The sequence below is a fragment of the Pseudomonas sp. NS1(2017) genome (assembly GCF_002269425.1).
Taxonomy (GTDB): domain Bacteria; phylum Pseudomonadota; class Gammaproteobacteria; order Pseudomonadales; family Pseudomonadaceae; genus Aquipseudomonas; species Aquipseudomonas reactans.
Map to the genome: position 1 here is coordinate 3,467,221 of NZ_CP022960.1, position 23,098 is coordinate 3,490,318.

Below are 23,098 nucleotides of genomic sequence, written 5' to 3' on the forward strand. Positions count from 1 at the left end.
AACAACATGGCTGACACTGATATTGATTTTCCTGACGTAACAGCAGGCTAGGTTGTACTAATTAACGGTCGTCTGAAATTAACTATCGCTGAAGATGACTTCGATTTTTGTTCTCGATGGGACCTCATTACAGAGGTCCAATTTTGCTAGTTAAGGCGTTTTCGCGCCTCGTCTGTTGGCGCGGTCAAGCAGTTTAAAAGGCCTTTGTTCATCCGGTGAGCGCTTACCACGTAACGGGCATAATGATTTCGTACCTCTTGATCTGTGAGATCAACCTTATTAGATTTGATGGGTTATCGTTCTAATAGTCCCGATGTTATTGTTTGTCTCAAGCATTAATGAATTTATGATGAGATAACTATATGAAAAATGTTGGTTCTATTCGGGTGCGCACTAAAAAAATTCATGTGATCATATGCGGTCGAGAAAATGAACGCCATTACCAAAACTGATAGCCGAACCCACAAAAATACCTTGGTAAAATTAAGCAGTGACCCTGTGTCACGTAAAGCTGTAGTTGAATTGAAAGCTGAAGAAATTCATGACTTTTACAGAGTTGATGATATTGGACATGTTGTTCCAGATTTAAAAAATACCAAACGCAGTAACCTTAACTGGTGATTTATTATTATTTTTCCGAGAGATACCGTTAAGAAATCTAACAAGGATGCGCCTAAGTGAGAATCTTAGGAGTGTGTCTGGGCTTTTCATATGCATCCACTAATTAGGAGCAAGAAAGTGACACTTGATCATCCTATTTTCGCACGCTGGCCGGCGCGGCATCCCGATCGGTTGCAGCTCTTTTCCCTACCGACACCCAATGGGGTGAAGATCGGCATCATGCTTGAGGAAACCGGCCTCACCTACGAAGCACATCGAATCGACATCATGGCAGACGAAAGTCGCGAGCCAGCCTTTCTCGCGCTCAACCCCAACGGCAAGATTCCCGCAATCTACGACCCTGATGGGCCGAGCGGTGCGCCGCTTGCGCTGTTCGAGTCGGGTGCAATCCTCCTCTATCTTGCCGACAAGACAGGACGATTTATCTCGTCCGATCCGAACACCCGCTACGAAACGATCCAGTGGGTGATGTGGCAGATGGGCGGAGTCGGGCCGATGTTCGGCCAAGTCGGCTTCTTTAATAAGTTCGCCGGCAAAGACTATAAGGACAAGCGCCCGCGCGACCGCTACGCAACCGAATCGGTGCGGCTGCTTGGCGTCCTTGACAACCGGCTCGCAGGTCGTGACTGGGTGATGGGAGCTGATTACAGTATTGCCGATATTTCGCTGCTCGGCTGGGTGCGCAACCTGATCGGCTTTTACGAAGCACGCGAGCTCGTCGGCTTCGACCGCTTTCTTCATGTTCAAGCATGGTTCAACCGTGGCCTTGCGCGTCCGGCGGTGCAGCGCGGGCTAGAAGTGACGGCAACTAACCGAGGAGAATAAATGATGAAGATCGTCGTAATTGGCTTCGTAAAATCATCGGGATTGTTCGCATGAACATCCTCCATATTGATTGCAGTTCACGCCCTGAATCGCACAGCCGCCGGCTTTCAGCGGCTATCGTCAAAAAGCTCCTTGAGGTTGCGCCCGGTGCGAGCATCAGCCGGCGAGACTTTGCCTCTGCCCCCCTGCCACACGCTTCGCCTGACTACGAAACTGCACTGTCGTCGCCGGCGACTTTGGCGGCCCCGCCGAGGGGCGCGTTGGAGCTTTCCGAGGTGCTTATTCAGGAAGTCGAAGCGGCAGATGTAATTGTCATCGGAACGCCCATGAATAACTTAACCGTTCCGTCGGTCCTCAAGGCGTGGATCGACCAAATCCTTCGCGCTGGTCGCACGTTCATGTCGACGCCGTCCGGGAAGGTGGGAATGTTCCGGGATCGTCCCGTGTTTATCGGCATCGCTTCCGGTGGCGTCTTTACCGGGGACCGAGCCAACCAGCCCGATTTTCTCACACCGTATCTGTCGGTGGTGCTGGGCAGCATTGGGCTGAAAACCCTGCAATTCCTCTCCGTGCAGGCCACTGCATTTCTCGACCGGGACCAGGCCACATTAGCGAGGGACAAAGCACTTGCGACGACCGACTTCATGGTCATGGGAGAGGGGCATCTCTATGATTGAAATCACTGCTGACATGGAGGCGATTATCAAGCAGGCGATACTGTCGTTCGTCGCGACAGTCAACGAAGACGGAACGCCTAATCTGTCACCGAAGGCGTCTTTGACGGTCACGAATGGCGTTCTCTACTTTGCCGATATTGCATCGCCCCAGACGATACTGAATCTGAAGCGCAATCCTGCTGTAGAAATTAACGTAGTCGACATCTTCCAGAGGCGTGGTTATCGATTTAAGGGCCGTGCGTTGATACTTCCGGCAAATGCTGACGAGTCCTTGGCGATCGCCAACTGGGTTCGAACGGCGAATGGTCCAGAGTACCCTGTCGATCACATTGTCAAAATCGAAACCATCTCGATCTCTCCGTTGCTGTCTCCTGCCCATGTCCTGGCCGACCCCCCTCGAAGTCAGGACGAAATCACCAGCACCTACTATCAAAAGTACGGTGTGAAACCCATCGGGGCATAGGTGCAGGGTCCGCCAAGAGCCGAAGACCAACCAGCCACGTCTGCGCCTCCGTCGCATGCAGCAGCGAAGCGGCCATTCGTATTTCAGGAAGGCTCTATGCAATCAGTCGAGATCCAAACCATTGAAGACAAGGATTTTGATAGTTGGCTTTTGGCTTCCGCTGTGGCAGGTTGTTCTTCTACGTTGTCGTCAAGCAAGCCCGAGTTCGCGAATTGCGTATTCGCGTAGCTGATTTTTTTTGATTTGCCCGGATACGCTCTGGCATTGCACCAAGCTGCCGCGGTGTTCAGATTGCCAGCTGGTCGTTAGAAGTACACAATCGAGTCCATCAACGACACGCTAGGCTATGGAAACCTCGGCCTTTCAATGATTTAGAGGATGAGTCATGATCCCGTCCGCTGCGCCATATTCGGTCACCTGGAACACTGAACGCCAGGTCACCACAAGAAGCCCGCTCATTGAGCGGGCTTTTTTTCGTCTGCGATTTCTTCTTCTAATGCCCTGCCAGTGTGCACTGCCTATTCGTCCTGAACTGTACGGGTGCGTCATGACGTGGGGGAATACCCCCATGCACATTGGTTGATTGCGCCCTCGGTCGCTCAAGCGTTTATCTATAGCCACGCGAAGACTTCCAGGCGGGTTACCGGCAGCAGGATGCTGCGGGGACTCGCTCTCCAACATAAAAATAGTCTGCAAGGGGAATGGCTCTCTATGAAATATCCACTGCGTCCGTTGGTGTTCTGGCCAACGTTCCTGATTCTGCTGGCGGCGGTGATCGCCAGCTACGTCGACCTGAATGCGTTCCTTGCGGTCAGCAAACAGCTCAACAACCTGATCCTGAAGAACTTCTCATGGCTGTTCAGTGCCGGCTCGTTTGCCATGGTAGTGCTGACCGCGATCGTCTACTTTTCCGCGCTGGGCAAGGTGCGTATCGGCGGTGAAGATGCCCAGCCGTTGCTGAGCAAATGGCGCTGGTTCATGGTGGCGCTGTGCACCACCCTGGCGGTGGGCGTGCTGTTCTGGACCACCGCCGAACCGCTTTATCACCTGTACGGCCCGCCCACCAGCCTGCCGATCGAGGCGGGCAGTTCAGCGGCGAAGAGCTTTGCGATGTCGACGATGTTCCTGCACTGGACCATCACGCCCTACGCCATCTACCTGGTGCCCTCGCTGGTGTTTGCGTTGGTGTTCTACAACCGTCGCAGCAACTTTTCCATCGGCGCCATGCTTGAACCGTTGCTGGGCGAAGCGCGGGTCCGGCGCTATGCCGGGCTGATCGACACCCTGGCGATGTTCGCCCTGGTGGCCGGCATGGCCTCGTCCCTCGGTACCGGCGCGTTGACCCTGGCCGGCGGCCTGGCCCAGTACATCGGCGGTGAAACCACGCCGTTCCGCCTGGCCATCATCATTGCGATCATCGTCATCAGCTTTGTCGCCTCGGCCGCCAGCGGCCTGCAGAAAGGCATTGTGATGCTGTCTTCGTTCAACACCTGGATCATGCTGGCCCTGGGGCTGTTCGTGCTGTTGTGCGGGCCGACCCTGTACATGTTCAGTCTCGGCGTCGAGTCGCTGGGCGTGTACCTCGACACCTTCTTCAGCCGCAGCCTGTTCACCGGCGCCGCCAGTGGCGACACCTGGCCGCACAGTTGGACAGTGTTCTACTGGTCGGTGTGGTTTGCCTGGGCGCCGGTCAGCGCGTTGTTCCTCGGCAAGATCGGCCGCGGCTACACGGTGCGTGAATTCATCCATATCAACATGCTCTACCCGGCGTTGTTCACGGCGGTGTGGATCTGCATCTTCTCCGGCACCAGCCTGTACTTCGATGCGCTGGGCGACGGCAGCCTCAACCGGGTGCTGAACGAGCAGGGCGTGGAACATGTGCTGTACCAAATGTTCCAGCAACTGCCGGCCAGCGGCCTGATGATCGCGTTCCTGCTGTTCGTGGCGTTCATCTCCTTTGTCACTGCCGCCGACTCCAGCACCGACGTGATCGCCAACCTGTGCAGCAAAGGCGTGACCGCCGATTCCGATCTGGACGGCAATCCGATGTTGAAGATCGTCTGGGGCGTGATCATCGGCTCGGTGTCGTGGGTGATGGTCGCGTTTGTCGGCATCGACGGCGTGAAGATGCTCTCCAACCTCGGCGGCCTGCCGGGCATGATTCTGGTGTTGCTCGCCAGTACGTCGCTGATCTTCTGGTTGAAAAACCCCGCATTGCTGGATGTGAAGCGCCTTCAGCGGACCCCCGAAACGCAATTGCGCGGCGCCAGCCCGGTGCCGGACTTCGCCCGCTGATCGATTGAATCGCTGTAGGAGTTACTGATGGAAATCGTCACTGAATTTGCTTACACCGTGCGCGAAATCGAGCACTGCCTGATCCCTTTGAAGGACGGCACGCAACTGGCCGCGCGCATCTGGTTGCCGGAAGTCGCCGGTTTGCAGGCCTTCCCGGCAATCCTCGAATACCTGCCGTACCGCAAACGCGATGGCACCGCCGTACGCGATGCGCTGACCCACCCGTGGATGGCAGGGCAGGGCTATGTGTGTGTACGCGTCGATATGCGCGGCAACGGTGAATCCCAGGGCCTGATGGCCGATGAATACCTGCTGCAGGAACAGGAAGACGCCCTCGAAGTGATCGACTGGCTGTGCCGGCAACCCTGGTGCGACGGCAATGTCGGCATGATGGGCATCTCCTGGGGCGGTTTCAACGGCCTGCAAGTCGCGGCGCGCCAGCCCGAGGCATTGAAGGCGATCATTACCCTGTGCTCCACCGATGACCGTTTCGCCGACGACATCCATTACAAGGGCGGCAACCTGCTGATGGAGAACTTTGGCTGGGCCGCCACCATGCTCAACTTCAGCGCGGCGGTGCCGGATCCTGCGCTGGTGGGCGACGACTGGAAAGACCTCTGGCACCAACGCCTGGACGCCATGCCGTTGCTGGCGGAAACTTGGCTGCAACACCAGACCCGCGATGACTATTGGCGCCATGGCTCGGTGTGCGAGGACTATTCAAAGATCAAGGCGGCCGTGTATGCCGTCGGCGGCTGGGGCGATGCCTACCGCAACACCGTTTCGCGCCTGATGCAAAACCTGCCGGGCCCGAAGAAAGCCATGATCGGGCCGTGGATCCACAAGTACCCGCATTTTGCCGTGCCGAACCCAGCCATCGGCTTCCTGCAAGAGGCTAAACGCTGGTGGGATCACTGGCTCAAGGGCATCGATAACGGGGTAATGGATGACGCAGCCTGCACCTTCTACCTACAGGATATTCTGCCGCCGAAAGGCAGTTATGCCGAGCGGTCGGGGATCTGGGTGCAGACCTCCGGTTGGCCGGATCCGCAGGTGCAATGGACTGATTTCAGCCTCGGTGAACAGGGCCTGAGAGCAGGATCAGAGCCTTTGGCGGCGCCGCGCAGTCTCTGCTCGCCGTTGACCACCGGCCTGCATCAGGGCGAATACTGTGCCATCTGGTTTGGTCCCGATGGCCCGACGGATCAACGCCGCGATGATGCCAACTCGCTGTGTTTCGACTCCCCGCCGCTGACCGAGCCGCTGGCGTTGCTCGGCGATGCACGTCTCACGCTGCGCCTGGCCAGTGACACCACATGTGGCCAATTGGTCGCCCGGCTGAATGCGATAGCTCCGGACGGGCAAGTCACCCAGATCAGCTACGGCGTGCTTAATCTCACACTACGTGAGGATTTTTCCCAGGTAACGCCGGTAGTCCCCGGTGAACCCATGGACGTGCAGTTAAACCTCGACCACATCGGCATGCGCCTGCCCGCCGGCTACCGTTTGCGTCTGGCGCTTAGCACGGCGAGTTTCCCGTTACTGTGGCCGAGCCGCGAGCTGACCACCCTGACGTTGGTACCGAGCCTGCAAAGCCTGCAACTGCCGATATTCAACGGCGCGGCGGTAGACTGCCCGTTCGAAGCGCCGCAGTCGGCGACGCCGGTGGCGATGGAGGTCCTGCGCGCCGCCGCGCCGAAACGCACGCTGATCGAAGACGTGGGCAGTGGCGAAGTCTGCGTGAAAATCGAAGACGACCTGGGTTCGGTGCGTTTTACCGACCACGGCCTGTCGGTGGACCAGCGTTGCACCGAGCAATACCGCACTTTGCCCTGGGATCCGTTGTCGACGCGCGCCGACATCGAATGGCGCTACCGTGTCGGCCGCGACCAGTGGGCCGTGGAGGTGGAAAGCCACTTGAGCGTGCACGCCGACGCCGAGTGGTTCTACATCGAAGCGGAGCAGACCGCCTGGGAAAACGGCCAGTTGGAACACCGTCGGCAATGGAGTAAACGCGTGGCCAGGGTCGCGCTCTGAGCAGGCAACTGGCAGGATGCACGCCAACGTGATCTCTGCGGGCCTGGGGTAACCTGGGCCCGTCATTGCCAATGGACTTGCTCATGTCGCGCCGAAACGTCGATCTTCCTCCCCTCAATTGCTTGCAGGCCTTCGAAGCGGCGGCCCGCCATTTGAGCTTTACCCAGGCGGCCCATGAACTGAATTTGACCCAAAGCGCGGTCAGCCGCCAGGTCAAACGCCTCGAAGAAGATCTTGCCCGCCCGCTGTTTTATCGGCTGGCCCAGGGCCTGAGCCTGACCCCCGCCGGGGTACGTTATTTCCGTACCGTCCAACGCCTGTTGCGCGAGCTTGACCGCGAGTCCGCTGAATTACGCAGGCGCGGTGCCGATCGCCAGTTGACCCTGGCCAGCACGCCCACCATCAGCTCGATCTGGCTGGCGGGTCTGTTGCCGCAGTTCCAGCGCGACCACCCGGACTTGGATATCCGCATCCTGTGCAGCGAAAGCCCGAGCCATCTGGACGTCAGCGAATATGACCTTGGCTTGTTCTACCATTTGGATGAATTGGCCGCGCCCCACGGCCTTGAGCTGTCGCCGGTGTTTGACAGCGAACAGGTCATCACCGTGTGCAGCCCGGGCTATCTTGAACGCCATGGACCGATTCGCGACCTGCATCACTTGTTGCACGCTCATACCCTGCTGATCGTCGAGGACCACCATCACGATTGGCTGACCTGGGCCGACTGGTTTGCCGATGCGGGCGCCGATTACTACTCGCCGCGTCATGCCTTACGCACCAACAGCTACCAACTGTTGATGCAATCGGCGGTGATGGGGCACGGCGTCGCCCTGGGCTGGAAGCGCTTGCTGGACAGCGACCTCGATTCCGGGCGCCTGCAAATGGCCTTGCCCCACAGCATGCACAGTCGTGGCCGCCTGCACCTGATGCAGCCGCACCACCGCAACCCGCCGGCGGCGGTGCGCAGTTTTCGTCAATGGTTGCAGGCACGAACGGCGCAGGCAGAACAGGCTGGCTGAGGGTCAGTGCTGGCCGGTTTTTTTCTTTTTGGTCTGGCGTGTCGCCAGGTGTTCGAAGCAAAAAGACGCGGTGCCGAACACGGCGATCAGGGTCAGTACGATCATGCCGAGGGTTGAGCTTTCCACGGTGATTTCCTACGGGTGATGGGGTAGGTGCTCACGGTAGAGGCGGGGTGAAAACGGCTCAATAGACCCGACGCAATCCTTACGCCGTCGGGTCCATTGTTACGCACTCTTTACGGGGCGTTGCGGCTGTGGCGGTAATCGCTGACCGCTTCGTACACCGCCTTGCGCAAGCGGTTGATACCGCCAATAGGGCGATGTTCCGCTACACCAAACCAAGGGTTGAACGACTGGTTGTCGCACGCCAGGTTCTGCTCGGGGGTGTCGAAATCCTGCGCCGGGATGCGTACCTTGGCCACGGTTTCATAGGGCGCATCGCTCTCCTTCCATTCGATGCTGGTGTCTTCGATCGGCATGAATTTCTGCGGGTTCTGCCGCTGGATCTGCAGCACGAAACACGCAGGCTTGCGGTCGGTTGATAACTGCTGGCTCAAGGCGCTGCGCAGGAAGTTCGGCAGGTCCTGGTTTTGCTTGGGCAACACGTACTCCGGGCAGCTCTGCGGGTCGGGCGCGACGCGGAACTTGGCGTTGGCCGCGCCGAACTTGTAGGGCGACACCGAAAAGTAGGTGGTCTGCGTCGGGCTGGCCGGTGCGGGCGCCAGGGTCGCCAGGGCGATAAACAGATGGCGCACCTGCCAGGTCCGTGGGTCGGCCTTGGGGAAGAACGCCAAGACCTTTTTGCCATCTGCTTGCGCGCCGATGTTCTGCGCGTACTCCGCCACATCGCTGACAAAGAAGTTCGGGTGGCTGAACATCACGAAGTCCTGTTCCGTGCGCGCCTGCTGGTCGGCCAGCAGTTGCTTGCCCGGCACGTCCAGCAGCTTGAGCGCCATGCCCCGCGCATCACGGATGCTGTCGAACTGGGGGTAGGCGTTGCCGTTGGACAGTCGCATCATTGCCTGCCAGGTCTTGCCCGGCTCGGCAAACACACCCTGGTGCAGTGCCGGGTCGAGATCGGCCAGCACGCTGACCTCGGCCTTCACACAACCATGGGCCTTGGCATGGGCATCGCGCAGGTAGCGCGTGCCTTCGCGGTGCTGGTCAACGATGCGCACCGCCGTCTGGATAATGCCTTGGGTCACCGCCGCTTCGCCGGGCGGAATCTGCTCATTCGGCGACACCGGGCCACTGTGTTGCCAGGCGTACCAGGCGCTGGCGCCCAGCCAGCCGAGCAGGCCGAGGCCCACCAGCCACAGCAGGGTCTTGCCCAGAAACGCGCCAATGCGCAGCCACAGGCGGGCGAGCAGGGAAGGTCGGTCGTAGGGGGATCGAATCATCATGGCAGTTGTTGCTCCAGCGGGCCGCCCAGCACTTTGAGGTATTCCAGCAGCGCCCAGCGTTCCTGCGGCAGCAAGCCGCGGCCGATTACGCCGTTGCCACGACTGCCAGCACGGAATTCGTGGCCGCTGTTGTGGTTGCCGGTGATTTTGGTATCGAACAGGAAGGCATTCTTGAACGCACCGGTTTCGAAGCCGAGGTGGCGCGGGTCGTAGTTGAAAGTGCCTTTATAGAAGGTGGTGCTGCGCTCGTCCTGGGGTGAGAGCAACTGGTAGATCGTCGGCACCGAACCGTTATGCAGGAACGGCGGCGTCGCCCACACGCCGGCCAATGGCCGCGCTTTATAAGCACGCAGCTCACGCACGCCGATGGGCAGGCCGTAACCGTCCAGGCGCGGACGCTCGGCCGGGGTCACGCCGGCGGCGCGGTAGGCATGTTCTTCGACGAACGCGGTGACGTAGGCGAGGCCCTTGGCCACGGACATCTTTTTCAAGTCCAGCGGCTCGGTCGGCGTGGGGTGCAGTTCGACGTTGAGTTTGGCCAATTCCGCCAGGTCCCATTGCAACGCGCTGAGGTCGTAGCGCTGATCGGCGATGTTGCTGGCGGTACCAGGGTCGGTGCCGATGTAGTCCACCGCCAGCATTTTCAGCTGTTGCACCGGGCGGCCGCCTTCCTGGCTGACGCTGGGCACATGGCAGCCGGCGCAGTTTTCGGCGAAGAGTGCACGGCCTTGGGCGGCGAGCGGCTTGTCGACGGTGCCGAACAGGTCCTCGGGCCAGGTCGGTGGCTTGAGGCGTTGCAGGGTTTCTTCGATCAGGTTGAGGTCGCGTACCCGCACGCTGGACGGGTAGCGCGCATCGCCTTGGAGTGGCTGGCCAGCGTCGTCGAAAAACGCCAGGGTCGCGCCGACCCCCAGGGCTTCGCCGATGTTGCGCGCCATGGGCTGCTGGGCCGAGCCGTTCCACTGCACCCAGTCGAAGGTCCAGATGTCCCACAGTTGCGGGTAGTCCACCGGCGCGTTGGCGACGCGATAGTTATCCGAGGAAATGGCATCGCCAAAGCTGGCGTTGGCGATACGGCCAAAGGCATCCGTACGGCCAGGGCCTTCTTCAGTAGGGTAGAGGCCACGGTGAGTGTCGTTCCAGGCCACTTTGAGAAACTGGTTCAGCGACTGCTTGAAGTCCTGGCGCAGTTGCTTGTGCTCGGCGTCGTAGCGATCCCCCAGCACCTGGCGGGCAAAACGTTCGAACTTCCACGGGTTGTAATAGGTGGACGCCAGGCTCGCGACCAGGGCTTGGCCGAAACTGCCGCCGCGCAAGGTTGGCACGCTGGAGGGCAGCACGTGCTGGGCGGAACCGCCGTCGATACGCAGGGCCTGGTTTTTGTAATGCAATTCGCCGGTGTGGCAGGCGGCGCAGGTGATATCCAGGTATTCAACGTTGCTGCCGGCGTTTTTATGCCGGGCGAAACCCACGGGCAGGTTGCCGGGGTTTTGCGCGGTGGGCACCTGCTTGGGGTCCACCAGGAAGCCGAAGCGTGCCAGATACTCGGGCATGGCAAAACGCCGCTCGGAAAACGGCAGCTCCAGGGCGGTGAACCAGTCGTAATGCAGGCCTTTTACCTGGGTGCCCTGGGGCGTGAAGTAATAGGTCTGGCGGTCGGCGGCACTCCATTGGTCCTGGTAGTGCACCTGCTCCACGGGCACGTAGTCCGGCAGCTTGGGGTTGACGGTGTAATAGAGCACCACGGCCAGGGCGATGCCCAACAGGGTGAAGATCAGGAGTAAAACACGGGAAAAAATGCGCAAGATAACTATCCTTGTCGAGTTGTCGCGATGTTATGCCACTACGCCACAGGTGCGGCAAGTGGCCATGAGCCCGGTAGTGGGCGGTCCCGCGATCCTTCGCGGGCCTCCATCATGAATGAAAATGCTTTTAAACACGTGAACTTATCAGAAGTTTCCTGCTCACATGCCGGTAGCCATTGGTCGTGGCCGCCTGATAAGCTCGCGACTTTATTCGAATGCCCTATTGGCGCATGAACAAGGAAATAGCATGAAACAGCATCGGTTGGCGGCGGCGGTGGCCCTGGTTAGCCTGGTACTTGCGGGTTGTGATTCGCAGACCAGCGTAGAGCTGAAAACCCCGGCGCAGAAAGCTTCCTATGGTATCGGCCTGAACATGGGCAAGAGCCTTGCCCAAGAAGGCATGGATGACCTGGATTCCAAAGCAGTAGCCCAAGGCATTGAAGATGCCGTTGGCAAAAAAGAGCAGAAGCTCAAAGACGACGAACTGGTTGAAGCGTTTGCCGCACTGCAGAAGCGTGCTGAAGAACGCATGACCAAGATGAGCGAAGAGTCGGCAGCCGCCGGCAAGAAATTCCTCGAAGACAACGCCAAGAAAGACGGCGTCGTCACCACCGCTTCCGGTCTGCAGTACAAGATCACCAAGAAAGCCGACGGCGCCCAGCCTAAGCCGACTGACGTGGTGACTGTGCACTACACCGGCAAACTCACCAACGGCACCACCTTTGACAGCTCCGTGGATCGCGGTAGCCCGATCGACCTGCCTGTCAGCGGCGTGATCCCAGGTTGGGTCGAAGGCCTGCAACTGATGCACGTTGGCGAGAAGGTCGAGCTGTACATTCCTTCCGACCTGGCCTACGGCGCACAAAGCCCAAGCCCAGCGATCCCAGCCAACTCCGTGCTGGTGTTCGACCTGGAACTGCTGGCCATCAAGGACCCAGCCAAGGCTGACGCTCCTGCTGCACCGGCTGCCAAGAAGTAACAGGCGCCTGAACATACAACGCCCCGTCTCGACGGGGCGTTGTTGTTTCTGGGCGTTGCAAGATCCGAGCCCGTGAACATCCGATCGAACGCCTGCAACCTGCAACAGTCTGATATAAGACTCGAGTACGGGTAGCCGCACATCAACGCCAAGTCAATGAAATCTTGGGTTTTTTTTCAGTGCGCAAAAAACGCCCGATCTGACTGCAAGCCTTGTAATACGTGGCTTTCAGCGCAGAAAATAGGCTCTGTTCACAAGGTTATCCACAATTTGTGTGGATAACCTTTTATGTCGCCTGGAACTGGAGTGACCGATGAAACCACCCTTCAATTTCACCCGTTTCCTGCCCATGGCCGCACGTCTCCTGGGCCGTGGCCGCTTGCCGACGCTGCTGTTCGCCGTCGCCGCCAAGGGCTCGAGCCAGGGTAATCGCCTGGGCAAACTCAAGGATGATTTCAAGCTGCTTCAGGCGCTGTGCCTGGCCTACTGGCGTGGCGAATACCGGGCGATCAGCCCCAAGGCGCTGATCTCGGTGGTGGCGGGGCTGATGTACTTCCTGAGCCCGATCGATGCGATCCCGGACTTTATCCCCATGTTCGGCATGCTCGACGACATTGCCGTGCTGGCATGGGTCATGAAGACCCTCGACGGCGAACTGAGCGCCTTTCGCGCCTGGCGTGAGGCCCAGCGTCCGGAAAAGCTTGCCGTGGTTGAGCGCCTGCCTGCGACCCCCGCTCTGCTGGCCAAGGAAAACCCGCAAAAAAACGCATGACGTGACTATCCCCCTGCGACCTTTATGGCTGTTAGGATTACACTCCTAAGGAAAGAGCTTACTAAGTAAGTGCAGTTATCCTACGGGGCGGTCATGGATATTCAGATAATTTCACGCGATGGCGAACCCGAGTACGCGGTGTTGCCATGGGACCAGTACCAGGCGCTGCTAAAAGCTGCCGGTCAGCAACAACCAACGCTACCTCCTCTCTCATCGACTGCCCAAGCTGCCCCTGATCAGGACCTGCGCCCGCTCGCAGCCCTGCGCGGCTTGCGCGAAGCCAAAGGCCTGGCTATCGAGACCCTGGCCCGCACCGTGGGCATCAGCCCCTCATATCTTGGATTGATTGAAAGTGGTGAACGCCAGCCGGATGCCGCGATCCGCCGCAGCCTGGCCTGGGAATTGGGCGTTGCAGGTTGGAGGGATGAATCTTGAGCCTACGTATCAGCCGTCAACACTGGGATGGGTTACTCAACGAACTGGACCAGGCGCGCCGCCAGCGCCATTTACTGACTTACCGCGCGCTGCTGGAGCGCCTGCAATTTCCGACGCCCGCCATGCAAACCCTGGCCGCCGCCCTGGAACACCTGGCGGCGCTGGACGCCAAGGCGGAGCAGCCGTTGCGCAGCTCGCTGGTGATCAGCCAGGGCGCCAGCCGTTTGCCGCGTACCGGTTTCTTTGAATGTGTGGAGCGTTTGGGGCGCTTCAGCGGGCCATCCGATGGGGTGGCCGCGGCCTCCTGGCACGCATCGGAAGTGGTGCGGGTGTTCGAATACGAGTACCCGGAGTCCGCCGAGGCCTAAAGCGCCTGGGGCAGCGCGTCCATGCTGTCGATCACATGGATGCTATAGCCGGCCATGTCCTTGGCATGGTGCTTGGCCTGCGAGGCCAGCTCCGCCAACTGGCTGGCATCGAGTTGTCCACAGGCCTGTGGATACAAATGCACCACGCCGATGGACAGTGACAGCAGCGCAAACTCCTGGCGCACGCCCTGGCGGTTGAGCGCCACGAAGCAGCCTGCTTCAAGGTGTTCGGCGCGGTAGAAGCGCCGGCACTGGGTGTGGAAGTCATCCAGCAACTGATTGAGGCGCTTGCGCCAATCCTGCGGGCCCAGTACCAGCAAAAAGTCATCGCCACCGATATGCCCGACAAAATCGCGGCTGGGGTCGACGCGGTCGTTCAGGCACTGCGCCAGGCACAACAACACCTCATCCCCACGCCCGTAGCCGTAGATATCGTTGAACGGCTTGAAGCTGTCGATATCCACGTAGCAGATCACCGATTCGCGCTGTTGTTGCAGCAGGCGCGTCAGGCATTGCTGGATCGGTACATTGCCCGGTAGCAGGGTCAGCGGGTTGGCATAGCGCGCCTGTTGGATCTTCAATTCGGTGATCAGCTTGAGCACATCGATCACCCGGCCCAGGCCCAGATAATCGCCGTTGAGCGTGATGATGAAGTCTTCTTCGATGCGTTGTCGCGCGCGGCTGGTGAGCAAGCGGCTGACCTGTTGCAGGGACTGGCTCAGTTCTACCGCCAGGAAGTCGGTGCTCATCAAGCGACTGATGGGCTTGCGCGCAAACAGGTCGGTGGCGAAGGGTTTCAGCAGCGCATCCGACAGTGAGTGCCGGTGGACGATACCGATCGGGTGCCCGCGCCCGTCCAGCACCGCCAGGGAGTTGAGGTTGGCCTGGCGCCGAAACGCTTCCAGCACCTGGGCGGTGGCGGTGTCCTGGTCCACCGCCGGTTGTTCGTTGAGCAGGGCGCTGAGGTCGCTGCCTTCGTCGTTCAGCGCCACGTTGGCGCTGTCGGGCTTGGGCAGCATCAGGCGGGCTTCCTGCGGTGGCTGCTCCTGCGGACGGCAGAGCAGGTAGCCTTGGACCAGGTCCACGCCCATCTCCGTCAGTACTGCCAACTCTTCAGGCAGCTCGATCCCTTCGGCAATCACTTGGGCACGCGACGCCTTGGCGATTTGCAGGATGGAGCCGACAAATTCCCGTTTGAGCGCGTCCTGATGGATGCCGTCGATGAAGTGTCGGTCGATCTTCACATAATCCGGGCGCAGCTCCGACCATAGACGCAGGCTGGAATAACCGGCGCCCAAGTCATCCAGGGCAATTGAGAACCCCATGTTGCGGTAGTGGTGCAGGGCGGTTTGCAGCAGGTCGATATCGTTGGTGGGGGTTTGCTCGGTGAGTTCGATCACCACCTGGCTGGGTGGAATGCCGAAGTCATGCAGCAGTTGCAGCGTGCGCCCTGGCTGGTGCGCGGTTTCCATCAGAGACTGCGGCGAAACGTTGAGGAACAGCTTGCCCGGCAACTTCTGTTCACTGAAGCGTCGACAGGCGCTTTCTCGGCAAACCATTTCCAATTCGCTCAGTCGCCCGGCCTGGCCGGCCACCGAGAACAGGGCTACGGGGGAGTGCAGCGGGCTGTTGGACGGCCCGCGACTGAGGGCTTCATAACCGAGAATGCGCCGTTCAGACAGGCTGATGATCGGTTGGAACAGGCTGTGCAAACTGCCTTGAGCCAGGATAACGCCCAATGCATTCAGCTGTTCGGTCATGGTCATGGCGATCTCGATCGAAAAAAAAGGACCGCAGGCTGGAAACCTGCGGTCCTTCATTTCACGACAGAATGATGTCTATATGATGACACTCCGGGGAGCGTTCACATTAAATCGCCATCATTTACTGCTTGGCCACCTGTTTGCTGATCTTGAGGTAGTCCAGCAGGATCCGGCCCGTTTCGGCCAGGTAGGCGTCGTCTTCCGGCTTGGTTTTATCCGCTTCGGTCGGCAACGCATCTTCGTCTTCTTTCTTCAGCTCCTTGAGTGGATCTTCACCCTTGGCCTTGCGGCGGATGTTTTCCAGTGCAAGTTGCTTGTTTTCGATGTCGGTGTGCTGCGCGCGGCGGTCCACTTCGTTGAGGCTGACGGTTTTTTCTTCCATCAGCTTCTTGGCCAAGGCCAGCTTGTCGCGGATGAACACGAACTCGGCATCCTTGGCGGAGCGGGTGTCGTGGTCAGCCTTCAACTGCGCCAGGAATGGCTTGAACGGGTCCGAAGCGGGCTTGATCGCCGGGCGGATGGTGTCCCACGGCATGGCTTCCGGCAGGGCGCTTTCGCCGATTTCCTTGGTGTCGATGATCGACGGGAAATCGATGTCCGGCAGTACGCCCTGGTGCTGGGTGCTCTGCCCGGAAACCCGGTAGAACTTGGCCAACGTCAGCTTAAGCTCGCCATGGTTCAGCGGCTGGATGGTCTGCACGGTGCCTTTGCCGAAGGTCTGGCCGCCGATGATCAGGGCGCGGTGATAGTCCTGCATGGCACCGGCAAAAATCTCCGAAGCCGAGGCCGAGAGGCGGTTGACCAGCAACGCCATCGGGCCTTTGTAGAAGGCGCCCGGGTTCTCGTCTTCCAGCACATCGACACGGCCGTCAGCGTTGCGCACCAACACGGTCGGGCCTTTGTCGATAAACAGGCTGGTCAGCTCGGTGGCTTCCTGCAGGGAGCCGCCGCCGTTGTTGCGCAGGTCGATGACCACGCCGTCGACTTTTTCCTTCTGCAACTCGGTCAGGATTTTCTTCACGTCGCGAGTGGTGGACTTGTAGTCCGGATCGCCAGCACGGAACGCCTTGAAGTCCAGGTAGAAGGCCGGGATTTCAATCACGCCCAGCTTGTAGTCCTTGCCATCCTGCTTGAGGTTGAGGACTTTCTTCTGCACAGCCTGGTCTTCGAGCTTCACCGCTTCGCGGGTGATGGACACGATCTTGCTGGTCTGGTCGTTCGGTGCATTGGTGTGCGGAATCACTTCCAGGCGCACCACGCTGCCTTTCGGCCCACGGATCAGCTTGACCACTTCGTCCAGGCGCCAGCCGACCACGTCGACCATTTCTTTGTCGGCCTGGGCCACACCGATGATCTTGTCGGCCGGAGCCACTTGCTTGGTCTTGTCTGCCGGACCTGCCGGCACCAGGCGCACGATCTTGACCTGGTCATTGTCGCTTTGCAGGACGGCACCGATGCCCTCCAGCGACAGACTCATGTTGATATCAAAGTTTTCCGCGTTATCTGGCGACAGATAATTGGTGTGCGGATCGTAGGACATCGCGAAGGTGTTGATGTAGGCCTGGAAGATATCTTCGGCACGGGTCTGGTCCAGACGTGCCAGCTGATTCTTGTAGCGCTTGGTCAACAGCTCCTGGATGGCCTTAGGCTCTTTGCCGGCGATCTTCAGGCGCAGCACCTCGTCCTTGACGCGTTTGCGCCACAGGTCATCGAGGGCAGCGGTGCTGGTCAGCCAAGGCGCGTCCTTACGGTCGACCAGCAGGCTTTCCTTCTGGGTGAAGTCGAGCTTGTCGACGCCTTTGCCCAGCTCACCCAGGGCGAAGTCCAGACGCGCTTTGACGCGGTCAAGGTAGCGCTTGTAGATGGTGAAGCCGGGTTGCAGGTCGCCGCTCTTGAGGAAGTCGTCGAACTGCGTCTTCCACTTGTCGAACTCGGCGATATCACTGGCCAGGAAGTAGCTGCGCGACGGGTCCAGCAGCTTGAGGTAGCTGTCATAGATGATCACCGAGCGCGCGTCGTCCAGCGGCGGCTTGCTGTAGTGATGGCGCTTGAGCAGTTCGACGACGTTAAGGCTGGCAATCACCTCATCGCGATCCGGCTGAAGGTTGTCCCAGCTGTTGGCTGCGAACGTATTGGTCGACATCGACGCGAAGCCGAGACCAATGAAAAGAGCGAGGGCGGTGCTGGGGAACAAATGCTTCATGCTGATTCGACGCGGGGGCAATTGATAACGCATATTAGGCCGTCTTTGAGGGAGCCGGTTCCATATGGTCCGGTCGCATAATGCAAAAAGCCCGGCGATACAGCTACGGGCTCAGTCCAGACTCACTATGGAGGCACTGTGAAAGCATTGCAAGGCGTTGACGGTCATGCGGAGTGGTTGGAAGAACCCAGTCCTACTTGCGATGTAGGCCAAGTTCGCATTCGCGTAGCGGCAGCGGGCCTCAATCGCGCCGATTTATTACAGCGTGCCGGGCTTTATCCGCCGCCGCCGGGCGCGAGCCAGGTGCTTGGCCTGGAGTGTTCCGGGGTGATCAGCGAAGTGGGGTCGGGCTCATCCTGGCAGGTTGGCGACCGTGTCTGCGCGCTGTTGGCCGGCGGTGGCATGGCTGAAGAAGTGGTGGTGGATGCGCGTCATGTGTTGCCGGTGCCAGAAGGTTTGTCGCTGGTCGAAGCGGCGGCATTGCCTGAGGTGTACAGCACCGCGTGGCTCAATCTGTTCCAACTGGCCGGTCTCAGGCCTGGCGAAAAGGTGTTGCTGCATGCCGGCGCCAGTGGTGTGGGCTCGGCGGCGATCCAGCTGTGCAAGGCGTTCGGCAGCCCGTGCTGGGTCAGCGTCGGCTCGGCGGAGCGCCTGGCCTATTGCGAAGGACTCGGCGCCCAGGGCGGCGTGGTGCGCACCGATGGTATTGAAGGGCTGCGGGATTTCGGGCCGTTCGATGTGATTCTCGACCCGGTGGGCGGCAGCTATGCAGCGCTGGACCTGAAGCTGCTGGCCCTGGATGGTCGCTGGGTGTTGATCGGCTTGATGGGTGGCCGTGAGGCGCAATTGGACTTGGCGCAGGTACTGGGCAAGCGTATTCAGCTACTGGGCTCGACCCTGCGCAGCCGCAGTGATCAGTTCAAGGCCGACCTGTTCAGTGACTTGAGCCAGCATGTGTGGCCGTTGTTTGTTGAAGGGCGGCTGAGCCCGCAACTGGCCAAGACCTTTGCGATACAGGATGCCGAGGCGGCGTTTGCCGAGCTGGCGAGTAACCAGATTTCCGGGAAGTTGGTGTTGGTGATCGACGAATCCTTGGCCTGAATTGCAACGCGATCAAAACTGTAGGAGCCGGCTTGCCGGCGATGGCGGTGTATCGATGAAGAATGTTTCATCTGACACACCGCCATCGCCGGCAAGCCGGCTCCTACAGGGAGTGGTGTGTCAGGTCCAATCGTGGATAGGCCAGCCAGCTTTTTCGGCGTGCTCGCGCAATACCGGGTCCGGGTTCACCACCTGCGGATGATCCACCTTCAACAGCAACGGCAAATCATTGCGCGAATCCGAATAGAAATACGCGCCTTCCAGCGTTTCACCTTCCTTTTCCAACCATTCCAGCAACCGAGTGATCTTGCCCTCACGGTAAGTCAGCACACCTACGGTATGCCCGCTGTACACGCCATGGCTGACTTCAAGGTCGATCCCCAACACCTCATCAATGCCGATCCGCGCCGCAATTGGCGTGACCAGGTGCGAGCCCGACGCCGAGATCACCAGAATCCGATCGCCATTCGCGCGATGGCGGGCGATGGTCTTGGTGGCGTCGCTGTAGATCAGCGGCTCGATCACGTCCTCGACCCACGGCTCCACCAAGTGCTCGATTTCTTCCGGCGTACGGCCGATCATCGGCTCCAGGCTGAAGTCCATGAAATCTTCCATCTTCAGTTTGCCCTGGCTGTAGGCGTCCATCAGTTCGTGGTTCTTGCGCATGAACGATTCAGGGTCGACCCAGCCCAGGCGGCCCATCTGCTCGCTCCACAGGGTGGCGCAGTCGCCGTGGATGAGGGTGTCGTCCAGATCAAAAATTACCAATGCCATCGGTCACGCTCTCTCAATCAATCGTTGCATCAGGCTACTTCACACAGGGCGCTGGGGTCGATGGAAAGTGCCAGGCGTTGTCCGTCTGGGTGCAGGTCGTCGGCCGAGCGGTTGAGCACATCCACCACCAGCTCCACGCCGCGTGCTTCGATGCGATAGCGAATCACGTTGCCCAGCAGGCTGTGGCTGCGCACCAAGGCGTCCAGTTCGCCGTCGCGGCTCAGTTCGATGGCCTCCGGGCGAATGGCGATGCGGCTGTTGATCGGGCGTTGCAGCAACTGGGTGGCCTTGTCGGCGTCCAGCAGGTTGTAGTTGCCGATAAAACCGGCGGCGAACACATCGACAGGCGCGGTATAGAGGGTCTCGGCATCGCCGCTCTGCACGATCTTGCCCTGGTTCATCAGGAAGATCCGGTCGGACATGGTCAGGGCTTCTTCCTGGTCATGGGTCACGAAGATGGTGGTCAGCCCCAGTTCACGCTGGATCTGGCGGATCTGTTCGCGCAGGTGCTTGCGAATGCGTGCATCCAGCGCCGACAGCGGCTCATCCAGCAACAACAGACGCGGGCGGGTGACCAGGGAGCGGGCGAGGGCCACGCGCTGGCACTGGCCGCCGGACATCTGGTGCGGGTAACGACCGGCCAGGTCCTTGAGTTCCACCAGTTGCAGCACTTCCTGCACGCGCTTGTAGCTGTCGTCGGCATTGACCTTCTGCATGCGCAGGCCGAAGGCGACGTTCTGCTCCACGGTCATGTTGGGGAACAGTGCATAGCTCTGGAACACCATGCCGATGTGACGTTTCTGCGGGCTCAATGGGACGATGTCCTGCCCATCCAGCAGGATTTTCCCACTGTCCACCGAGGTCAGCCCGGCGATGCAGCGCAGCAGTGTGGATTTGCCGCAACCGGACGGGCCGAGCAGGGTGACGAACTCACCCTTGGCGATCTCGCAGTTGATATCACTGAACACCGGAGTGCCGGCGTAGCCTTTTTGCAGGTGTTGGACGCTGACGAAGCTCATTGGCTTTTGTCCTTGTTCAAGATGTTGGCGGCCCAGGTCAGCACCAGCACAAAGAAGAAATAGGAAATCACGACGGCACTGGTGAAATGGCCGCTGCTGTTGCGCATGTTGTTCAGGTACACCTGCAATGTTTCGTAGCGGGTGCCCACCAGGATATTGGCGAACACGAACTCACCGAACAGGAACGAGAACGACAGCAGCAACGCCACCATCAGGCCTTTGCGCAGGTTCGGCAGCACCACCAGGATCGCCGCCTGCCAGGTGCTGGCGCCGAGCAGTTGTGACGCGTCCATCAGGTCGCGCAGGTTGATCGCCTGCAGGTTGTTGGTGATCGCCCGGTACATGAACGGCAGTGCCACGGTGAAGTAGCAACCGATCAGAATCCACGGCGTGCCCACCATCGCCATCGGCCCGGAGCCATACAGTTGCAGCAGGCCCACCGACGACACCACCGGTGGTACCGCGAAGGGCAGCAGAATCAGGATGTTCATCAGCGCATCGAGCTTGGGGAAGTGGTAATGCACCACAAACAGCAGCGGCAAAATCAGTACCACCGACAGGATCAGCGCGCCGACACACACCAGCAACGATTGCCCGAAGGCCATCAGGAAGCGCGGGTCGCTCCACAGTTGCACGTACCATTTCACCGTGAAGCCAGCGGGCAGGATGGTTGCTGACCAACTGCTGGAAATGGAGTAGACGAAGGTGCCCACCAACGGCAGCACCAGGATGGCAAACAACAGCCACACCACCACCCGATGGTAGAGGGAGGCCGGGCCGGCTTCAGCGCGAGACATGGTAGCTCCTCTTGAGCAGCAGTTGATGGACCACGGTGACCACGGTCATCAGCGCCACCAGCACCACGGCCAGGGCGCTGGCCATGTTCGGGTCGAGGGACACATCACCGGAAACCAGCCCGGCGATACGGATCGGCAGCACGTTGAAGTTACCGGTGGTCAGGGCGTACACCGTGGCATAGGCGCCCAAGGCGTTGGCCAGCAGAATCACGAACGTACCGAGCAGGGCCGGGGTGAGCACGGGCAGGCCGATATGCCGCCAGAACTGCCAGCCATTCGCGCCGAGCAGTGCAGCCGACTCACGCCAGTCTTCGCGCAACGCATCGAAGGCCGGGTACAGCAGCAACACACCCAGGGGAATCTGGAAGTAGGTATAGAGGATGATCAAGCCGGTCTTCGAATACAGGTTGAAGTCCTGAATGATCCCCGCCTGCTTGAGCATGATCGTGATGCTGCCGTTGAAGCCCAGCAAAATGATGAACGCGAAGGCCAAGGGCACACCGGAAAAGTTGCTGGTCATGTTGGCGAAGGCGGTGACGAAATTGCGCAGCGGCGAATCCACCCGGCGCAACGAGTAGCTGCCCAGCGTGGCGATGATGATGCCGAAAATGCTGGAGTAGAAGCTGATTTCCAAACTGAACTGGATGGCTTGCAGGTAGAACTTCGAGCTGAAGATACGTACGAAGTTTTCCACGCCCCAACCGGCCTCTTCGGTTTGCAGGCTGTTGATCAGCACCCATACCAGCGGGGCGATTTCGAACACGGTAAAGAACAGCGCGAAGGGCACCAGGCACAGCAGCGCCAACCATTTGCCACGGATCATTTCAACAGCTCCCGGCAGACAGGTTTGTCGTGGGGCACGCCGAGCAACTCGCAGACGGTGCCGCAGAGGTCGGTCTGTTTCGGTGTAGCGTTGGGGTCCAGGCTGAATGCATCGCCAAGGACAAACAGCGGCACTTCGCGCTCTTCCGGCAGCAGGCCGTTGTGGGAACGGTCGTTGTTCATGCCGTGGTCGGCGGTCACCAGCACTTGGTAACCGGCGTCGAGCCAGGCTTGCAGGTAGTCGGCCAGGATAATGTCGGCCGAGCGTGCGCTGTTGCGGTATTGCGGGGTGTCGAGGCCGTGCTTGTGGCCGGCGTCGTCGATGTTCATAGGGTGCACCACCAGGAAGTCCGGCGCGTGTTTGAGGCGCAGGCTCTCGGCGTCGGCAAACAGGTGGGAATCCGGGTAATGGTCATTCCAGTAGAAATGCCCGTGCTGGATCGCCAGAGACTTGTCGTCGGTATGACGGTCGCGGGCGGCGAGGAAGGGCGTACGGTTGTATAACTCGCTGACCCAATGGTAAGCCGCCGCTGCCGTGGTCAGCCCGGCGTCGGTGGCGTAATGGAAAATGCTGCGCTGGTTGGACAGGCGCGCGACGTTGTTGTGCACGATGCCGCTCTGGATCGGAGGCACGCCGGTGAGGATGCATTCATACAGCGGGCGGGACAGGGCGGGCAGTTCACATTCCAGTTTGTAGAGGGCTGCGCGTCCTGCGCTGACATAGGCCTGCAAGTGCCCCATGGCGTGCCTCGCAACCTCGAAGTTCAGGCCGTCGAGCACGACAAGGATGACAGTGTGCTTCATGGGGGCTCCGCAACAGATGGGTTTGGGTCAGGTTGAAACCGGACCTGTAGGAGCCGGCTTGCCGGCGATAGCGGGCGAACATTCAACATTGATGTTGGTTGATATGCCGCCATCGC

General features: G+C 59.7%; 22 protein-coding genes. 12 read left to right on the plus strand and 10 right to left on the minus strand.

Annotated features, from left to right (window positions below):
* Positions 1–429 precede the first annotated feature (429 nt).
* From CI807_RS31310 to CI807_RS16540, 7 genes are all read left to right on the plus strand, one after another.
* The gene (locus CI807_RS31310; protein WP_152514710.1) at positions 430–621 is read left to right on the plus strand and encodes a hypothetical protein; all 192 of its coding nucleotides are present in this window, start codon (positions 430–432) and stop codon (positions 619–621) included.
* A 90-nt stretch (positions 622–711) separates the two neighbouring features.
* On the plus strand, positions 712–1,446 hold the full coding sequence (locus CI807_RS16515) for a glutathione S-transferase N-terminal domain-containing protein (RefSeq protein WP_020372652.1): 735 nt from the start codon (positions 712–714) through the stop codon (positions 1,444–1,446).
* A 50-nt stretch (positions 1,447–1,496) separates the two neighbouring features.
* Complete coding sequence (locus CI807_RS16520; protein WP_016978177.1) at positions 1,497–2,123, plus strand: FMN-dependent NADH-azoreductase; 627 nt, start codon at positions 1,497–1,499, stop codon at positions 2,121–2,123.
* On the plus strand, positions 2,116–2,586 hold the full coding sequence (locus tag CI807_RS16525; RefSeq protein ID WP_016978176.1) for a pyridoxamine 5'-phosphate oxidase family protein: 471 nt from the start codon (positions 2,116–2,118) through the stop codon (positions 2,584–2,586). Before CI807_RS16520 ends, CI807_RS16525 begins: the two co-directional genes overlap by 8 nt.
* Positions 2,587–3,297: 711 nt before the next feature.
* Positions 3,298–4,881, plus strand: a complete 1,584-nt coding sequence (locus tag CI807_RS16530) for a BCCT family transporter (RefSeq protein ID WP_095015365.1) — start codon at positions 3,298–3,300, stop codon at positions 4,879–4,881.
* Positions 4,882–4,908: 27 nt separating this feature from the next.
* A complete protein-coding gene (locus CI807_RS16535) occupies positions 4,909–6,918 on the plus strand; it encodes a CocE/NonD family hydrolase (RefSeq protein ID WP_095015366.1) in 2,010 nt (669 codons plus the stop codon).
* An 83-nt stretch (positions 6,919–7,001) separates the two neighbouring features.
* Entirely contained in the window at positions 7,002–7,937 is a 936-nt protein-coding gene (locus CI807_RS16540; RefSeq protein WP_095015367.1) for a LysR substrate-binding domain-containing protein, read from the plus strand.
* 3 nt (positions 7,938–7,940) lie between these two features.
* Here the strand turns inward: CI807_RS16540 and CI807_RS31825 are convergent, their stop codons facing one another.
* From CI807_RS31825 to CI807_RS16550, 3 genes are all read right to left on the minus strand, one after another.
* Positions 7,941–8,063, minus strand: coding sequence for a hypothetical protein (locus tag CI807_RS31825; protein WP_256348291.1), 123 nt, complete (start codon positions 8,061–8,063; stop codon positions 7,941–7,943).
* Positions 8,064–8,173: 110 nt separating this feature from the next.
* On the minus strand, positions 8,174–9,340 hold the full coding sequence (locus CI807_RS16545; protein WP_095015368.1) for a catalase family protein: 1,167 nt from the start codon (positions 9,338–9,340) through the stop codon (positions 8,174–8,176).
* Entirely contained in the window at positions 9,337–11,145 is a 1,809-nt protein-coding gene (locus CI807_RS16550) for a di-heme-cytochrome C peroxidase (protein WP_095015369.1), read from the minus strand. The genes CI807_RS16545 and CI807_RS16550 overlap by 4 nt, the downstream gene beginning before the upstream one ends.
* A 247-nt stretch (positions 11,146–11,392) precedes the next feature.
* On the opposite strand from CI807_RS16550, the gene CI807_RS16555 reads away from it, so the two are divergent.
* The 4 genes from CI807_RS16555 to CI807_RS16570 all read left to right on the plus strand — a co-directional run bounded on the left by CI807_RS16555 (position 11,393) and on the right by CI807_RS16570 (position 13,699).
* Positions 11,393–12,124 (plus strand): FKBP-type peptidyl-prolyl cis-trans isomerase, encoded by a 732-nt coding sequence (locus CI807_RS16555; RefSeq protein ID WP_033897692.1) that lies wholly within the window; start codon positions 11,393–11,395, stop codon positions 12,122–12,124.
* Positions 12,125–12,437: 313 nt separating this feature from the next.
* Positions 12,438–12,896 carry a YkvA family protein gene (locus CI807_RS16560; RefSeq protein WP_095015370.1) on the plus strand — a complete coding sequence of 153 codons (459 nt, stop codon included), beginning with the start codon at positions 12,438–12,440 and terminating at the stop codon, positions 12,894–12,896.
* A gap of 93 nt (positions 12,897–12,989) precedes the next feature.
* Positions 12,990–13,331 carry a helix-turn-helix transcriptional regulator gene (locus tag CI807_RS16565; RefSeq protein ID WP_095015371.1) on the plus strand — a complete coding sequence of 114 codons (342 nt, stop codon included), beginning with the start codon at positions 12,990–12,992 and terminating at the stop codon, positions 13,329–13,331.
* A complete protein-coding gene (locus CI807_RS16570; protein ID WP_005786715.1) occupies positions 13,328–13,699 on the plus strand; it encodes a hypothetical protein in 372 nt (123 codons plus the stop codon). The genes CI807_RS16565 and CI807_RS16570 overlap by 4 nt, the downstream gene beginning before the upstream one ends.
* Here CI807_RS16570 and CI807_RS16575 read toward each other — a convergent pair.
* Together CI807_RS16575 and CI807_RS16580 are read right to left on the minus strand one after the other, a co-directional pair.
* Positions 13,696–15,465: a bifunctional diguanylate cyclase/phosphodiesterase gene (locus CI807_RS16575; RefSeq protein ID WP_095017567.1), complete on the minus strand. Its 1,770-nt coding sequence runs from the start codon at positions 15,463–15,465 to the stop codon at positions 13,696–13,698. The genes CI807_RS16570 and CI807_RS16575 overlap by 4 nt on opposite strands.
* 118 nt (positions 15,466–15,583) lie before the next feature.
* Positions 15,584–17,665, minus strand: a complete 2,082-nt coding sequence (locus CI807_RS16580; protein WP_177409583.1) for a carboxy terminal-processing peptidase — start codon at positions 17,663–17,665, stop codon at positions 15,584–15,586.
* 138 nt (positions 17,666–17,803) lie between these two features.
* On the opposite strand from CI807_RS16580, the gene CI807_RS16585 reads away from it, so the two are divergent.
* Positions 17,804–18,766 carry a zinc-binding dehydrogenase gene (locus CI807_RS16585; protein ID WP_095015373.1) on the plus strand — a complete coding sequence of 321 codons (963 nt, stop codon included), beginning with the start codon at positions 17,804–17,806 and terminating at the stop codon, positions 18,764–18,766.
* Positions 18,767–18,886: 120 nt separating this feature from the next.
* Here CI807_RS16585 and CI807_RS16590 read toward each other — a convergent pair whose 3' ends face one another.
* The 5 genes from CI807_RS16590 to CI807_RS16610 are packed head-to-tail and all read right to left on the minus strand — an operon-like array spanning position 18,887 to position 22,982.
* Positions 18,887–19,540 carry an HAD family phosphatase gene (locus tag CI807_RS16590; protein WP_095015374.1) on the minus strand — a complete coding sequence of 218 codons (654 nt, stop codon included), beginning with the start codon at positions 19,538–19,540 and terminating at the stop codon, positions 18,887–18,889.
* Between the two features lie 29 nt (positions 19,541–19,569).
* Positions 19,570–20,559 (minus strand): ABC transporter ATP-binding protein, encoded by a 990-nt coding sequence (locus CI807_RS16595; protein WP_095015375.1) that lies wholly within the window; start codon positions 20,557–20,559, stop codon positions 19,570–19,572.
* Entirely contained in the window at positions 20,556–21,356 is an 801-nt protein-coding gene (locus CI807_RS16600; RefSeq protein WP_095015376.1) for an ABC transporter permease, read from the minus strand. Before CI807_RS16600 ends, CI807_RS16595 begins: the two co-directional genes overlap by 4 nt.
* On the minus strand, positions 21,343–22,179 hold the full coding sequence (locus tag CI807_RS16605) for an ABC transporter permease subunit (RefSeq protein ID WP_095015377.1): 837 nt from the start codon (positions 22,177–22,179) through the stop codon (positions 21,343–21,345). The genes CI807_RS16600 and CI807_RS16605 overlap by 14 nt, the downstream gene beginning before the upstream one ends.
* Positions 22,176–22,982, minus strand: coding sequence for an alkaline phosphatase family protein (locus CI807_RS16610; RefSeq protein ID WP_095015378.1), 807 nt, complete (start codon positions 22,980–22,982; stop codon positions 22,176–22,178). Before CI807_RS16610 ends, CI807_RS16605 begins: the two co-directional genes overlap by 4 nt.
* Between the last annotated feature and the right edge of the window lie 116 nt (positions 22,983–23,098).

Coding starts and splice junctions, on each gene's coding strand:
- CI807_RS16565 (WP_095015371.1), top strand. CDS start 12,990: ATGGATATTCAGATAATTTCACGCGATGGCGAACCCGAGTACGCGGTG.
- CI807_RS16605 (WP_095015377.1), bottom strand. CDS start 22,179: ATGATCCGTGGCAAATGGTTGGCGCTGCTGTGCCTGGTGCCCTTCGCG.
- CI807_RS16595 (WP_095015375.1), bottom strand. CDS start 20,559: ATGAGCTTCGTCAGCGTCCAACACCTGCAAAAAGGCTACGCCGGCACT.
- CI807_RS16575 (WP_095017567.1), bottom strand. CDS start 15,465: ATGACCATGACCGAACAGCTGAATGCATTGGGCGTTATCCTGGCTCAA.
- CI807_RS16545 (WP_095015368.1), bottom strand. CDS start 9,340: ATGATGATTCGATCCCCCTACGACCGACCTTCCCTGCTCGCCCGCCTG.
- CI807_RS16540 (WP_095015367.1), top strand. CDS start 7,002: ATGTCGCGCCGAAACGTCGATCTTCCTCCCCTCAATTGCTTGCAGGCC.
- CI807_RS16555 (WP_033897692.1), top strand. CDS start 11,393: ATGAAACAGCATCGGTTGGCGGCGGCGGTGGCCCTGGTTAGCCTGGTA.
- CI807_RS16525 (WP_016978176.1), top strand. CDS start 2,116: ATGATTGAAATCACTGCTGACATGGAGGCGATTATCAAGCAGGCGATA.
- CI807_RS16590 (WP_095015374.1), bottom strand. CDS start 19,540: ATGGCATTGGTAATTTTTGATCTGGACGACACCCTCATCCACGGCGAC.
- CI807_RS16520 (WP_016978177.1), top strand. CDS start 1,497: ATGAACATCCTCCATATTGATTGCAGTTCACGCCCTGAATCGCACAGC.
- CI807_RS31310 (WP_152514710.1), top strand. CDS start 430: ATGAACGCCATTACCAAAACTGATAGCCGAACCCACAAAAATACCTTG.
- CI807_RS16515 (WP_020372652.1), top strand. CDS start 712: ATGCATCCACTAATTAGGAGCAAGAAAGTGACACTTGATCATCCTATT.
- CI807_RS16560 (WP_095015370.1), top strand. CDS start 12,438: ATGAAACCACCCTTCAATTTCACCCGTTTCCTGCCCATGGCCGCACGT.
- CI807_RS16600 (WP_095015376.1), bottom strand. CDS start 21,356: ATGTCTCGCGCTGAAGCCGGCCCGGCCTCCCTCTACCATCGGGTGGTG.
- CI807_RS16530 (WP_095015365.1), top strand. CDS start 3,298: ATGAAATATCCACTGCGTCCGTTGGTGTTCTGGCCAACGTTCCTGATT.
- CI807_RS16535 (WP_095015366.1), top strand. CDS start 4,909: ATGGAAATCGTCACTGAATTTGCTTACACCGTGCGCGAAATCGAGCAC.
- CI807_RS16610 (WP_095015378.1), bottom strand. CDS start 22,982: ATGAAGCACACTGTCATCCTTGTCGTGCTCGACGGCCTGAACTTCGAG.
- CI807_RS16580 (WP_177409583.1), bottom strand. CDS start 17,665: ATGAAGCATTTGTTCCCCAGCACCGCCCTCGCTCTTTTCATTGGTCTC.